Consider the following 12,900-nt stretch of genomic DNA (forward strand, 5'->3'; position numbering starts at 1 on the left):
CCTGAGCCCCATGACGTCGTATCTGCTCACCCGCGTCCGCCAGTCCCTCATCACCCTCGTCCTCGTCAGCATGGTCGTCTTCGCCGGCATCCGCGCCCTGCCGGGCGACCCGGCGCTCGCGCTCGCCGGCGAGGAACGCAGCCCCGAGGCGCTCGCCGCCATCCGCGAGAGCTACGGCCTGAACGACAACATCGTCGTCCAGTACGGGCGGTTCATCGGCCATGCGATCACCGGCGACCTGGGGACCTCCTCACGCACCGGCCTCCCCGTCTCCGACGCGATCACCGCGGCCCTGCCCATCACCCTCGAACTGGCCGCGCTGTCCCTGCTGTTGGCGGTCACCGTCGGCATCGGCGCGGGCATCGTCGCCGCCGTGCGACGCGGAAAGCCGGAGGAGTGGCTCGCCAACGCGCTCGCCCTCCTCGGGCTCTCCGTCCCCACCTTCTGGCTCGGCATGGTCCTGGTCCTCGGACTCGCCATCGCCGTGCCGGTCTTCTCGGCCTCCGGATACGTGCCCTTCGCTGCCGACCCGCTGGACAACCTGCGCCGCATGGTGCTGCCCGCCATCGTCCTCGGCTCGGGGCTCGCGGCCGTCGTGATGCGCCAGACACGGGCGGCGATGCTGGACTCGCTCTCCGCCGACTACGTCCGCACCGCGCGGGCCAAGGGGCTCTCGCGGCGCGAGGTCATCGGCGGGCACGCGCTGCGCAACTCCCTGGTCACCGTCGTGACCGTGCTCGGCCTGCAGCTCGGACACCTCATCTCGGGAGCCGTCGTCACCGAGCAGATCTTCGTGCTGCCCGGCTTCGGCAAGCTCACCATCGACGCCGTCTTCACCCGCGACTACGCGACCCTGCAAGGCGTGGTGCTGTGCACCTCCGCCGCGTACATCCTCATCAACCTGCTGGTCGACGTGGCGTATTCGGTCATCGACCCGCGCATCCGGCTCGGAGGTGCCCGGTGACGACAGCGGTGCTCACACGACTGGGGCGGACACGTTCCGCCGGAGCGGGCGGAGGCAGCGGCAAGCTGCGCGCCCTGCGCAGGAACCGGCTCGCCATGACCGGCGGCGTCATCGCCGCCGTCTTCGTCCTCGCGGCGCTCTTCGCGCCGCTGGTCGCGCCGTACGATCCCGCGCGTCCCGACTTCGCCAACGCCCTGGCCGCACCCGGCTGGTCGCACTGGCTGGGCACCGACGACCTGGGCCGCGACCAGCTGTCCCGGGTCGTGTACGGGGCGCGGGCCTCCATGCACGTGGGCGTGGTCGCCGTGGCGCTCGCGTTCGCCGTCGGCGTGCCGCTCGGCCTGCTCGCGGGCTATTACGGCAAGTTCACCGACAGCGTGGTCTCCCGGCTCACCGACACGATGCTGGCCTTCCCCTTCCTGGTGCTCGCCGTCGGACTCGCCGCCGTGCTCGGCCCTTCGCTCACCAACGCGACCATCGCGATCGGCATCTCACAGATCCCGGCCGTCATCCGCATTACCCGCGCGGAGACCTTGCGGCTGCGGCACGTCGACTACGTGGCTGCCGCCGTCGCCAACGGAGGCGGCGACGCCACCGTCCTCTTCCGGCATATCTTGCCCAACGCCACCTCCGCGCTGACCGTCCAGGCGACCGTCGGCATCCCCGCCGCGATCATCGGGGAGGCGCTGCTCAGCTTCCTGGGACTGGGAGTTCAGCCACCCGAGGCGTCGCTCGGCGTGATGCTCTCCGGCGCCCAGTCCTTCCTCGCGCCCGCGCCGTGGATGGCGGTCTTCCCCGGACTCGCGGTCGTCGCGGCCACCCTGGCGTTCAACCTGCTCGGCGACGGCCTGCGGGACGTCCTCGACCCCCGAGGAGCCACCCGATGAGCCACCCCATCAGCGATCCCGTACTGAGCGTGCGCGACCTGTCGGTCTCCTTCCGCTCCGACGCCCGCACCGTGCACGCCGTCGACCACCTCTCGTACGACGTCGCGCCGGGCGAAGTGCTCGCGGTGGTCGGCGAGTCGGGATGCGGCAAGTCCGTCACGGCGATGGCTGTGATGGGGCTCTTGCCGCCCACCGCCCACATCGAGGGATCGATCAGACTCGGCGGTGCCGAGATAGCCGGAGCGAGCGAGAAGGAGCTCGGGCGGGTCCGCGGCAAGGACATCGCGATGATCTTCCAGGAGCCCATGACCTCGCTGAACCCCGTCCTGACCATCGGCCGGCAGATAGGCGAGGTGCTCCGCCGCCACCAGGGCATGTCGAAGAAGGAGGCACGCGCGCGTGCCGTCGAACTCCTCGACCTGGTGGGCATCCCCGCGCCCGCCCAGCGCGTCGACGAGTATCCGCACCAGCTCAGCGGCGGCATGCGCCAACGCGTCATGATCGCGATCGCGGTCGCCTGCGATCCGTCCGTCCTGATCGCCGACGAGCCGACCACCGCGCTCGACGTCACCGTCCAGGCGGGCATCCTCGAAGTCCTGCAGTCCCTGCGGGAACGGCTCGGCACCGCGATCGTGCTGATCACCCACGACCTGGGCGTGGTGGCCGACACCGCCGACCGCGTCCTGGTCATGTACGCGGGCCGCCCCGTCGAACAGGCCCCGGTGCACGAACTGTTCGCCGAGCCGCGCCACCCGTACACCCGCGGCCTCCTCGGCGCGGTCCTGCGCCCGGGAGGCAAGGGCAAGCGGCGGCTGCCCGAGATCCCCGGCCTCGTGCCGAGCCTCGACGCACAGCCGGACGCCTGCACCTTCGCCCCGCGCTGTGCGCACGCCGACGAGCGGTGCACGACGGGCAGGCCCGGCTTCAAGGCGGTCTCCCGCACCGCCGGGGCCGATGCCGCACACCGGGCGGCCTGCTGGCATCCGCAGGACGCCGCCGTTCTCACGCCCACCATCCAGGAGGCCGGACAGTGATCACCACGCGGACACACGACGGTGAGACGGCGGCCCCGGTGCTCGAACTGGTCGCCCTGGAGCGGCACTTCGCGTCGCCCGGCGGCTTCGTGCGCGCCGCCGACGGCGTCACGCTCACCGTCGGCAAGGGCGAAGTCGTCGGTCTGGTGGGGGAGTCGGGGAGCGGCAAGTCGACCGTGGGGCGCTGTGCCGTACGGCTCGACGAACCCACCGGCGGCACGGTCCGCATCAACGGCACGGATGTGACCCGCCTTTCACGCCGCGCCCTGCGACCCCTCCGGAAAGACTTCCACCTCGTCTTCCAGGACCCCTCCTCCTCGCTCGACCCGCGCATGACCGTCGGGCAGATCATCGGCGAACCCCTGCGCCTGCACGGGATCGCCAAGGGGGAGGCGGCACGCGAGCGCGTGGCCGGACTCCTCGGCCAGGTCGGTCTGCGCCCCGAGCACGCCGACCGGCACCCGCACGAACTCTCCGGCGGACAGCGCCAGCGCATCTCCATCGCCCGCGCCCTCTCCGTCGACCCGGACCTCCTGGTGGCCGACGAACCCACATCGGCGCTCGACGTCTCCGTGCAGGCCTCGGTCCTCAACCTCCTCGCCGACCTGCAGCGGGACCGCGGCTTCGGGTGTCTGTTCATCACGCACGACCTGGCCGCCGTGGAGTTCCTCGCCGACCGCATCGCGGTCATGTACCTCGGCCAGATCGTCGAACAGGCGCCGACCGCCGAGCTGTTCGCCGACCCCAAGCACCCCTACACACAGGCGCTCCTGTCCGCCGCGCCCGTGCCCGACCCGGTCCTCCAGCGCACCCGCGAGCGCATCGTCCTCAGCGGTGAACTGCCGAGCCCGCTCGCCCCGCCGCCCGGCTGCCGCTTCCACACGCGCTGCCCGCTGGCCGTCGAACGCTGCCGTGTCGAGGTGCCGGAGCTGCGCCTGCTTCCCGCAGAGGCCCTTTCCGGAGAGGGCGGGCGCCAGGTCTCCTGCCACCTTGTCGGCGACGACGGCATGGCTCCGGACGCCGCCGCCGTCCCCGCCCCCGCCCTCCGTACGATCCCCAGTACCCGCACCGCACGCTAGGAGCAGCACTCTTGTTCACCACTAGGCCGACCCTCCAAGGCACCTTCGGCATGGTGTCCTCCACCCACTGGCTCGCCTCGCAGTCCGCGATGGCTGTCCTGGAGGACGGCGGCAACGCCTATGACGCGGCGGTCGCCGCCGGTTTCGTCCTGCACGTCGTCGAGCCGCACCTCAACGGCCCGGCGGGCGAGGTGCCGATCATCCTGGCCCCCGCCGACGGCGAGGTGCGGGTCCTGTGTGGGCAGGGCGTCGCGCCCGCCGGAGCGAGCGTGGACCACTACCGCTCACTCGGCCTCGAACTGGTGCCGGGCACAGGTCCGCTCGCGGCCGCCGTGCCGGGCGCCTTCGACGCGTGGATGGTGCTCCTGCGCGACCACGGGACCAAGTCCCTTGCCGACGTCCTCAAGTACGCCATCGGGTACGCGGAGGACGGCCACGCACCCGTGGAGCGCGTCGGCGAGACCGTCGAGACGGTGCGCGAACTCTTCGAGACCGAGTGGCCGTCGTCGGCCGAGATCTACCTGCCGGAGGGCCGGTCCCCGCAGCCCGGCGAGCTCCTGCGCAACCCCGCGCTCGCCGCGACCTGGCGGCGCGTGATCGAGGAGGCGGGCACCGGCTCGCGCGTCGAGCAGATCGAGGCCGCGCGCAAGATCTGGAGCGAGGGATTCATCGCCGAGGCGCTGATACGCCAGTCCGGCGTCCCCACGATGGACACCAGCGGAGCCCGGCACACCGGAACGCTGACGGCAGCGGACCTCGCCGGCTGGGAGGCCACCTACGAGGCCCCGGCGACGTACGACTGGAACGGCTGGACGCTGTGCAAGGCGGGCGGCTGGAGCCAGGGCCCGGCCTTCCTCCAACAGCTCGCCGTGCTCCCCTCGGCGCTCGCGGACCTGCCCGCCTACGGCTCGGCCGACTACGTCCACCTGCTGATCGAGGGCTGCAAGCTGGCCATGGCCGACCGCGAGGCCTGGTACGGCGACGCGGACGGCGCCGGCACGGTCCCGGTCGCCGACCTGCTGTCCGAGGCGTACAACGCGGAGCGGCGCACGCTCATCGGCGAGAAGGCGTCGCACGACCTGCGCCCCGGCAGCCCCGGCGGGCGCGCCCCGAAGATCTCCGCCCACGCCAGCGCGGTGGCCGCGGGCGAGCCCGGCTTCGACGCGCTCGGCCTGCCCGGAGCGGGCGCCGGTGAGCCGACCGTTGCCAAGAGCGGCACGTCACCCGTGCCCGGTGAACCGGCCGTCTCGGCGGACGGCGCCACCCGCGGCGACACCTGCCACCTGGACATCGTGGACCGCTGGGGCAACATGGTCGCGGCCACGCCGAGCGGCGGCTGGCTCCAGTCCAACCCGGTCGTCCCCGAGCTGGGCTTCCCGTTGGGCACCCGGCTCCAGATGGCCTGGCTGGAGGAGGGCCTGCCCAACTCCCTGACGCCCGGCCGCCGCCCGCGCACCACCCTGACGCCGTCCCTCGCGCTCAAGGACGGCGTACCGGTGATGGCGTTCGGCACGCCCGGCGGGGACCAGCAGGACCAGTGGCAGCTGCACTTCTTCCTGTCGGTGGCGCTGCGCGGTTCCGTCCGCGGCGGCCTCGACCTCCAGGGCGCCATCGACGCCCCCAACTGGCACAACGACAGCTTCCCCGGCTCCTTCTACCCGCGCGGCATGCGTCCGGGCAGCGTCACGGTCGAGTCCCGCATGGACGAGGCGGTCATCGAGGAACTGCGGCGGCGCGGGCACGACGTGACGGTGGGCGAGCCCTGGTCGGAGGGCCGCCTGTGCGCCGTGGCGCGGGACCCGCGCACCGGGGTGCTCTCGGCGGCGGCCAACCCGCGGGGGATGCAGGGATACGCCGTGGGCCGGTAGAAGCCCCAAAAGGGGCGCGGGGAACTGCGCGAGGACGGACCAGGATCCGCGGTCGGCAATGGCGCGAACCCGGCAGACGTGGCTCCGATGAGCCCCGCGGCACGGCCGGGTACGAGGCGTCGCGCGCCGCGTACCCGGCCGAAGGCGGTCGTCAGGACCGGCCGCTGGTCTCCTGACCGTCCAGCGACTCCTCCGCCTTCGTCGACTGCCCCGGCTCCCGCGGGGAGGGCACGGCCACCGCGGCCGTGGCTTCCCTGCGGCGCGAGACGACGCCGCCCACCAGCGCGGCCACCGGCTGCGCGAAGCGCGCGGTCAGCGGGCCGACGATCACCAGGATCAGGACGTACGCCGTGGCCAGCGGGCCGAGCGAGGGCTCGATGCCCGCGGTGACGGCGAGACCCGCGATGACGATGGAGAACTCGCCGCGCGCCACGAGGGCGCCGCCCGCCCGCCACCGTCCCTTGACGGAGATCTTGGCGCGGCGGGCCGCCCAGTACCCCGTGGCGATCTTCGTGCACGCCGTCACGACGGCGAGCAGGAGCGCGGGAAGCAGCACCGGCGGGATGCTCGCCGGATCGGTGTGCAGGCCGAAGAAGACGAAGAAGACGGCGGCGAACAGGTCCCGCAGCGGTGCGAGGAGGCTGTGCGCGCCCTCGGCGACCTCGCCGGACAGTGCGATGCCGACCAGGAAGGCGCCCACGGCGGCGGAGACCTGGAGCTGCTGCGCGATCCCGGCGACCAGGATCGTCAGACCGAGGACGACCAGGAGCAGCTTCTCGGGGTCGTCGCTCGACACGAAGCGCGAGATGACACGGCCGTAGCGCACGGCGAGGAACAGCACCAGACCGGCCGCACCGAGCGCGATGCCCAGGGTGAGACTGCCCGCGGCCCAGCCGACACCGGCCAACAGGGCGGTGATGATGGGCAGATAGACCGCCATCGCCAGGTCTTCGAGGACCAGGATGCTGAGGATGACGGGTGTCTCGCGGTTGCCGAGGCGGCCCAGGTCGTTCAGGACCTTCGCGATGACGCCGGACGACGAGATCCAGGTGACCCCCGCGAGCACGACGGCGGCGACGGGACCCCAGCCCATCAGGAGCGCGGCGATCGCGCCCGGCACGGCGTTGAGCCCCATGTCGACGAGCCCGGCCGGGTACTGGGTCTTGAGATTGCTGACCAGATCGCTCGCGGTGTATTCGAGCCCCAGCATGAGCAGCAGCAGGATGACGCCAATCTCGGCGCCGATGGCGACGAACTCCTCACTGGCGCCCAGCGGAAGCAGCCCGCCCTCGCCGAACGCGAGCCCGGCGAGCAGATAGAGGGGGATCGGGGAGAAGCGGAACCGTCCGGCGAATCGGCCGAGCAGCCCGAGCGCGAGAATGATCGCGCCGAATTCGATCAGGAAGACAGCGGAGTGCATCGAATCACTCCCGCCCGAGTATCGCGGCGGCGCTCTCCACACCTTCGCGGGTGCCGATCACGATGAGTGTGTCCCCGCCCGCGAGGCGGAAGTCGGGCGCGGGCGAAGGAATCGCCTCGGCCCTGCGCAGCACCGCCACGATGGACGCGCCGGTCTCGGTGCGCATCTGGGTCTCGCCGAGCACCCGCCCGTTCCAGTGCGAGGAGCCGGCCACCTCGATGCGCTCGGCGACCAGGCCGAGGTCCGTGGTGTGCAGGAGATTGGGGCTGTGGTGCGAGGGCATCAGCGCGTCGATCAGGGCCTCCGCGTCACCCGAGCTCAGCCGCAGCGAGAGCGCGCACTCGTCGGGGTCGTCGGCACGGTAGGCGCTGAGGGTGCGCGCGCCGTCCCGGTGCGCGACCACCGAGATCTTGCGGTGTTCCCGGGTGGTCAGGTCGTACCGGATGCCGATGCCTGGGAGTGGCGTCTGGCTGAGACGTGAAGCGGACACAGCTCTTCCCCTAGTTGCTGATTGGCTGATGGGCGTCAATACGGCGTTAAGGTCACCCTATAGGCCCGTTCTTTGCCAGAACTTGGTGGTAGAGGTCCCGCTCCGGGTCTATGGCTGACGTTCCGCCAGCACCGTCTCGACGGAATCGGCTTCCGCGGGCGACTTGTCCTCGCGGTAGCGGACGACGCGGGCGAAGCGGAGCGTGACGCCGGCCGGATAGCGGGTGGACTTCTGCAGCCCGTCGTAGGCGATCTCGACGACGAGCTCCGGGCGTACGGTCACGACGAAGCCGTCGTCGCTGACCGCGAGCTCGCGCAGCCGCTCGGTCTGCCAGGCGAGCATCACGTCGGTCATGCCCTTGAAGGTCTTGCCGAGCATGGCGAACGTCCCGTCGTCGCGCCGGGCGCCCAGGTGCAGGTTGGACAGCTTGCCGGTCCGCCGCCCGTGTCCCCACTCGGCGGCGAGCACGACGAGGTCCAGGGTGTGCACCGGCTTGACCTTCAGCCAGCTCGCACCGCGGCGCCCGGCGATGTACGGGGCGTCGAGTGCCTTGAGCACGACTCCTTCGTGGCCGCGGCGCAGCGTGTCGGCGAAGAACTCCTCGGCGGCGCCGACCTCCGTCTCGTCGGCGGGGTCGGCGACGACGGCGCGACGCACCCGCATCGGCTCCGGGACGAGCCGTGCCAGGTGGGTGTGCCGTTCGGCGAACGGCAGGTCGAGCAGATCCTGCCCTCCCGCGTACAGGACGTCGAAGAAGACGGGGGACACGGGTAGCCCCGCGGCGGCGGTGGTGACGTCGAGACGGGATCCGACCCGTCCGGCGATCTCCTGGAAGGGGCGGGGTCTGCCGTCGCCGTCGAGTGCGATGACCTCGCCGTCGAGAATGAAGGTGTCGCCCGCCAACTCCATTGCCGCCGCCGTGAGTTCGGGCAGCCGGTCGGTGATGTCGTCCAGGGTGCGGGTGTAGACGCGAACGTCGTCCCCGTTCCGGTGGACCTGCACGCGGATGCCGTCCAGCTTCTCCTCGACGGCGCACGGCCCGCCCAGCTTGCCGACGCCCTCGGTGACGGAGACGGCGCCGTGCGCGAGCATCGGCAGCACGGGCCGCCCGACGCTGAGCCGGAACTCCTCCACCGCGCCGGGGCCTCTCGCGAGGAGGGCCTCGGCGACGGGAGTCACCGCTCCCGCCAGCATCACCGCGCGGCGCACGGCGGCGGGCGGTGCCTCGGTGGCGCGGGCGAGCCCCTCCACGGCGATGGCGTCCAGCGCGCCCTGCCGTACCTCGCCGGTCAGCAGTCCGACGAGGAACCGCTGCTCCTCCGCGGTGGCCGCGCCCATCAACTCCGCCACCAGCCGCTTGCGCTCGGCCTGGGAGCCCTGCCCGGAGACGGCGCCGATGGCGGTAAGGGCCTGGTCCGTGGCCTGCACGGTGAGGCTGGGCTCGACGGCAGCCGCGGGCGCGTCCTTGAGGAGACTCCACCCGATGCCCAGCCTTCCCTGGGGGAGGCGCCCCGCGAGATAGGGGATGACGATGGGGGCGTCGGCGGGCGTGGCCGCACGGAAGAGATCGGCGAGGAGCGCGATCTTCTGGGACCGGGCGGAGGTGGTGGCCACGGTGGCGGATACGTGTGCGAGGCGGGCTAGGAGCATGCGTACTCCTTTCCCCGGTCGCCGCCCTCCCTGAAACGCGGGTGTACAGCCCGTCCGGCGTTCGAGGGCGAACGTGTCGGACCTGACGGGAGTGGCGCAGGTCACAGATCTCGCTCCGTGTGCCGCGTAATGAATCACCGGTCACCGGACTCGAACAGGCACGGAAGAAAGCAGTGCGAGCAGCGGCAGCTGCGCCAGAACAGGAGTCCGATCATGGCCGTCACCCTTGAGCAGCCCGCCCGCGCCCGCCTGATCACCCGCGACGGCCGCGAGCGCGCACTGCCCGTGACCCTGCGCTATGTGGCTGCCGACCCGCTGGCCGTGCAGATCGTCTTCCCTCCGGAGGCCTCCCTCGACGGCGCGGAGGTTACGTGGATCTTCGCCAGACAGCTCCTGGAGGAGGGGCTTCGCGCGCCCGCAGGCGGGGGTGACGTGCAGATCTGGCCGTGCGGGCGGGCGCGCACGGTCCTTGAGTTCCACGCGCCGCAGGGTCTGGCCCTGGTGCAGTTCGACAGAGCCGTGCTGCGGCGGTTCCTGCTTCGTACGTACGCCGTCGTGGGGGCCGGGAGTGAAGCCGAGGGGCTCGGCCTCGACCAGGATCTCGCCCGGTTGCTGGGCGGGGTCTGAGCGGAGGTTACTCCGTGGTCATTATTAGGTTAGGCTCCCCTAACTCAATGGAGTGTCAAGAGTGGCTTCCATCCGCTCAGGGGAGGGGAAACAGATGGGTCATGGCTGGGAGGGTGTGGTCCTCAAGCTGTTCCGCGGCAAGGACTTCGAGTTCACGGTGACCGGCGCCGAGGACGTCACCGAGCACTACCGGCGGCTGCACCTCACGGACGGCGGCATGCTCGCGCTGACCGGAGTGCATCCCACCATGTGGGTGCGCCTGTGGTTCGACGGAGTGGACGGCGGGCACCACCAGCGCGCGTACACCCTCGTGGACCCGGACCCCGCGGCGGGAACCTTCAGCCTGGAGTTCGCCCTGCACGACGGGCGCGCGAGCGACTGGGCGCGCAAGGCAGGTCCGGGCGACAAGATCGAGGCCACCCTCCAGGGCACCGGCTTCGATGTGCCCGATCCGGCGCCCGCCCGGCTCCTGGTCATCGGGGACTCGGCGGCCGTCCCGGCCGTCAACTCGCTCCTGGCCGCCCTGCCCCACGTGCCCGCGACGCTCTGGATGGAGACGCAGCACCCCTCGGACCACGAACTCGACCTGCGCATCGACCCGGCCCTGCACGACCTGCACCGGGTGGAGCGGCGCGACGCGGGCGGTCACCTGGTCGACGAGGTCAAGGCCGCGCTGCCCGCGCTGATCGAGGACCCCGCCGACGTCTACGCGTGGATCACCTGCGACACGACGACCACCCGGACCCTCGCCTCGTATGTCCGCAAGGAACTTTCCGTCCCCAAGAACCGCGTGCACGCCCTCGGCTACTGGCGCCCCGACAAGCGGTAGGCGCGGGCCGTTCGCCGCCGCCGGAACCCCACCGTCGCCCCCACCACAAGCGCGGCCGAACCCGCGGCGAAGAAGAGCATCGTGGTCCACGCCGGGCCGCCCGAGCCCATCGCGTGGGCGGCCGGCTCGGCAGCGGGCGCGGGACCCTGCGCCGTGCCCCGCCTCTCGCTCTCGGAGACCAGCGAGCCCACCGGCCGCACATGCCCCGCCGCCTTGAACCCCCAGTCGAGAAGCGCCCTGGTCTCCTCGTACACGCGGTACCCGCCGCTGGCCTGAGGGTTCATCACCGACACGACGAGGGTGCGGCTGCCGCGCTGCGCCGCGCTGATGAGGGTGTTGCCCGCGTGGCTGGTGTAGCCGTTCTTGATGCCGAGCAGGCCGGGGTAGCGGCTCACGCCGTCGGCCCCGGTGAGCAGCCGGTTGGTGTTCTGGATGGGGTAGGACCAGTTGCCGTGCGGGAACTTGGCGATCGACGTCGAGCAGTACCGGGCGAACTGCGGGTCCGCGAGACCGGCCCGGCCGAAGATCGCCAGGTCGTACGCCGAGGAGACCTGGCCCGCCGCGTCGTATCCGTCGGGCGAGACCACATGGGTGTCATGGGCGCCCAAGGCGCGGGCCTTGGCGCGCATCTGACGGACGGTCTGCTGCCAGCCGCCGTTGAGCTTGGCCAGCACGTGCACGGCGTCGTTGCCGGAACTGAGGAACACGCCCCGCCACAGGTCGGCGACGGTGTAACTGCGCCCCGCCTCGACTCCCACCAGGCTGCTGCCGTCCCCGACCTCGGAGAGCTCGCTCTGGGTGACCCGGTGCCGGGCCACGGCGTCGAGGTGGGGCAGGGCCGTCAGGGCGAAGAGCGACTTCAGGGTGGACGCGGGCGGCAGTTGACGGTGCGCGTTGTGGGCGGCGAGCACTTCGCCCGAACGGGCGTCGGCCACCAGCCAGGAGAGCGCGGAGACATCGCTCGGCACGGCCGGGGCCCCGGCTTCGGGCCGCACCTGAACGCCGGGGCGGTCGAGGAGGTTCGAGGAGTACACGGGGCCCGGCTTGGGCGGCGTGGGCTCTTCGCCGGCCGCGGTGGCGGGTGTGGGCAGGAGGACCAGAGCGGCTGCCGCGAAGGCCGCGGTGCGGACGGATGAGGAGCGCGGGAGGTACCTGATGACCATTCAGTCACCGTACGAGCGCGGCCCGAAGCCCGCAGGTCAGCTTGGTCCTACTGGATGTACGGGGTGGCCTTGGGTGCCACGGGAGTTGCGCCGCGGATCAGGGCTTGGCCAGGGGCCCGGCGAGCAGGTCGTCCAGCTCGGCCGCGAAGAGCTCGGCCGGGTCGAAACCCATGCCGCTGAAGTGGCCCGAGAGTTCCAGGGACAGGACCCCGTGCATCCGGGTCCAGAAGGACATGGCCCGGTGGAGGGCGGCGGGCGGCGCGGGGTGGCCCTGGGCCCAGTCGCGGTGGTCGCGCAGATGGCTGCCGAACGGTGTCGCGGGGCTGTCCGGCAGGAGTTGCGCGCAGGCGTCGAGCAGGGTCGCCATGATCTCGGACGAGATGCCGGTGATGTCGTCGGGCGCGTGATAGCCGGGGACCGGGGTCCCGTAGATGAGGAAGTAGCGCTGGGGGTGCGCGAGGGCCCAGTCGCGCAGGACGTGCGCGAGGCCGGCCAGGCCGGCGCCTTCGGCGGAGGCCGCGTGCACGGTGTCGGCGAGGCTTCGGTAGGCGTCCCGGATGAGTTCGGTGATCAGTTCGTCGCGACCGGCGAAGTAGCGGTAGAGCGCGGGGCCGCTCATGCCCATCTGCTTGGCGATCGCGTTCAGGGACAGCGCCGACGCCCCTGCCGTGGCGATCTGCTCCCACGCCCGTTCCTTGACCTCGGCACGTACCTGCGTGCGATAGCGCTCGCGCGGAGTGCCGGCCTCGCTCTTCGCCATGGTTCGTCCACTTCTCCGGCGCGGCTACAAGCTCAAAATTTAGTTAGAGGCTATCACTCAACCCATTGACCGCCCGCTCCTTGGGGCGTTATACCTTCTCACGCAAGCGTTATAGGCTCTAACGAACGC

The 12,900-nt window shown here is 71.7% G+C and carries 12 protein-coding genes; 7 read left to right on the forward strand and 5 right to left on the reverse strand.

Features of this window, described 5'->3' with window-relative positions; all coding sequences use genetic code 11:
• Positions 1-10 precede the first annotated feature (10 nt).
• Genes ACWFRU_RS25110 through ACWFRU_RS25130 form a run of 5 tightly spaced genes read left to right on the forward strand, consistent with a single transcriptional unit; the run spans position 11 to position 5,832 of the window.
• Positions 11-964, forward strand: a complete 954-nt coding sequence (locus ACWFRU_RS25110) for an ABC transporter permease (protein WP_453690413.1) — start codon at positions 11-13, stop codon at positions 962-964.
• Positions 961-1,851 carry an ABC transporter permease gene (locus ACWFRU_RS25115; protein WP_453690414.1) on the forward strand — a complete coding sequence of 297 codons (891 nt, stop codon included), beginning with the start codon at positions 961-963 and terminating at the stop codon, positions 1,849-1,851. Before ACWFRU_RS25110 ends, ACWFRU_RS25115 begins: the two co-directional genes overlap by 4 nt.
• Positions 1,848-2,885, forward strand: coding sequence for an ABC transporter ATP-binding protein (locus ACWFRU_RS25120; protein ID WP_453690415.1), 1,038 nt, complete (start codon positions 1,848-1,850; stop codon positions 2,883-2,885). The genes ACWFRU_RS25115 and ACWFRU_RS25120 overlap by 4 nt, the downstream gene beginning before the upstream one ends.
• Complete coding sequence (locus ACWFRU_RS25125) at positions 2,882-3,964, forward strand: ABC transporter ATP-binding protein (RefSeq protein ID WP_453690416.1); 1,083 nt, start codon at positions 2,882-2,884, stop codon at positions 3,962-3,964. Before ACWFRU_RS25120 ends, ACWFRU_RS25125 begins: the two co-directional genes overlap by 4 nt.
• Positions 3,965-3,975: 11 nt before the next feature.
• The gene (locus ACWFRU_RS25130; RefSeq protein WP_453690417.1) at positions 3,976-5,832 is read left to right on the forward strand and encodes a gamma-glutamyltransferase family protein; all 1,857 of its coding nucleotides are present in this window, start codon (positions 3,976-3,978) and stop codon (positions 5,830-5,832) included.
• Between the two features lie 151 nt (positions 5,833-5,983).
• Here ACWFRU_RS25130 and ACWFRU_RS25135 read toward each other — a convergent pair whose 3' ends face one another.
• The 3 genes from ACWFRU_RS25135 to ACWFRU_RS25145 form a co-directional block, all read right to left on the reverse strand.
• Complete coding sequence (locus ACWFRU_RS25135) at positions 5,984-7,252, reverse strand: cation:proton antiporter (protein WP_453690418.1); 1,269 nt, start codon at positions 7,250-7,252, stop codon at positions 5,984-5,986.
• Between the two features lie 4 nt (positions 7,253-7,256).
• Positions 7,257-7,742, reverse strand: a complete 486-nt coding sequence (locus ACWFRU_RS25140) for a cation:proton antiporter regulatory subunit (RefSeq protein ID WP_453690419.1) — start codon at positions 7,740-7,742, stop codon at positions 7,257-7,259.
• Positions 7,743-7,850: 108 nt separating this feature from the next.
• Entirely contained in the window at positions 7,851-9,392 is a 1,542-nt protein-coding gene (locus tag ACWFRU_RS25145; RefSeq protein ID WP_453690420.1) for an ATP-dependent DNA ligase, read from the reverse strand.
• A 213-nt stretch (positions 9,393-9,605) separates the two neighbouring features.
• Here ACWFRU_RS25145 and ACWFRU_RS25150 point away from each other — a divergent pair, with 213 nt between their 5' ends.
• Both ACWFRU_RS25150 and ACWFRU_RS25155 read left to right on the forward strand, forming a co-directional pair.
• Positions 9,606-10,019, forward strand: coding sequence for an SsgA family sporulation/cell division regulator (locus tag ACWFRU_RS25150; RefSeq protein ID WP_453690421.1), 414 nt, complete (start codon positions 9,606-9,608; stop codon positions 10,017-10,019).
• Between the two features lie 94 nt (positions 10,020-10,113).
• The gene (locus ACWFRU_RS25155) at positions 10,114-10,848 is read left to right on the forward strand and encodes a siderophore-interacting protein (protein WP_453690422.1); all 735 of its coding nucleotides are present in this window, start codon (positions 10,114-10,116) and stop codon (positions 10,846-10,848) included.
• Here ACWFRU_RS25155 and ACWFRU_RS25160 read toward each other — a convergent pair.
• Both ACWFRU_RS25160 and ACWFRU_RS25165 read right to left on the reverse strand, forming a co-directional pair.
• On the reverse strand, positions 10,824-12,011 hold the full coding sequence (locus ACWFRU_RS25160) for a D-alanyl-D-alanine carboxypeptidase family protein (protein WP_453690423.1): 1,188 nt from the start codon (positions 12,009-12,011) through the stop codon (positions 10,824-10,826). The genes ACWFRU_RS25155 and ACWFRU_RS25160 overlap by 25 nt on opposite strands.
• 97 nt (positions 12,012-12,108) lie before the next feature.
• Positions 12,109-12,771 (reverse strand): TetR/AcrR family transcriptional regulator, encoded by a 663-nt coding sequence (locus ACWFRU_RS25165; protein WP_453690424.1) that lies wholly within the window; start codon positions 12,769-12,771, stop codon positions 12,109-12,111.
• Positions 12,772-12,900: the final 129 nt, after the last annotated feature.

The organism is Streptomyces sp. NPDC055099 (genome assembly GCF_053607685.1).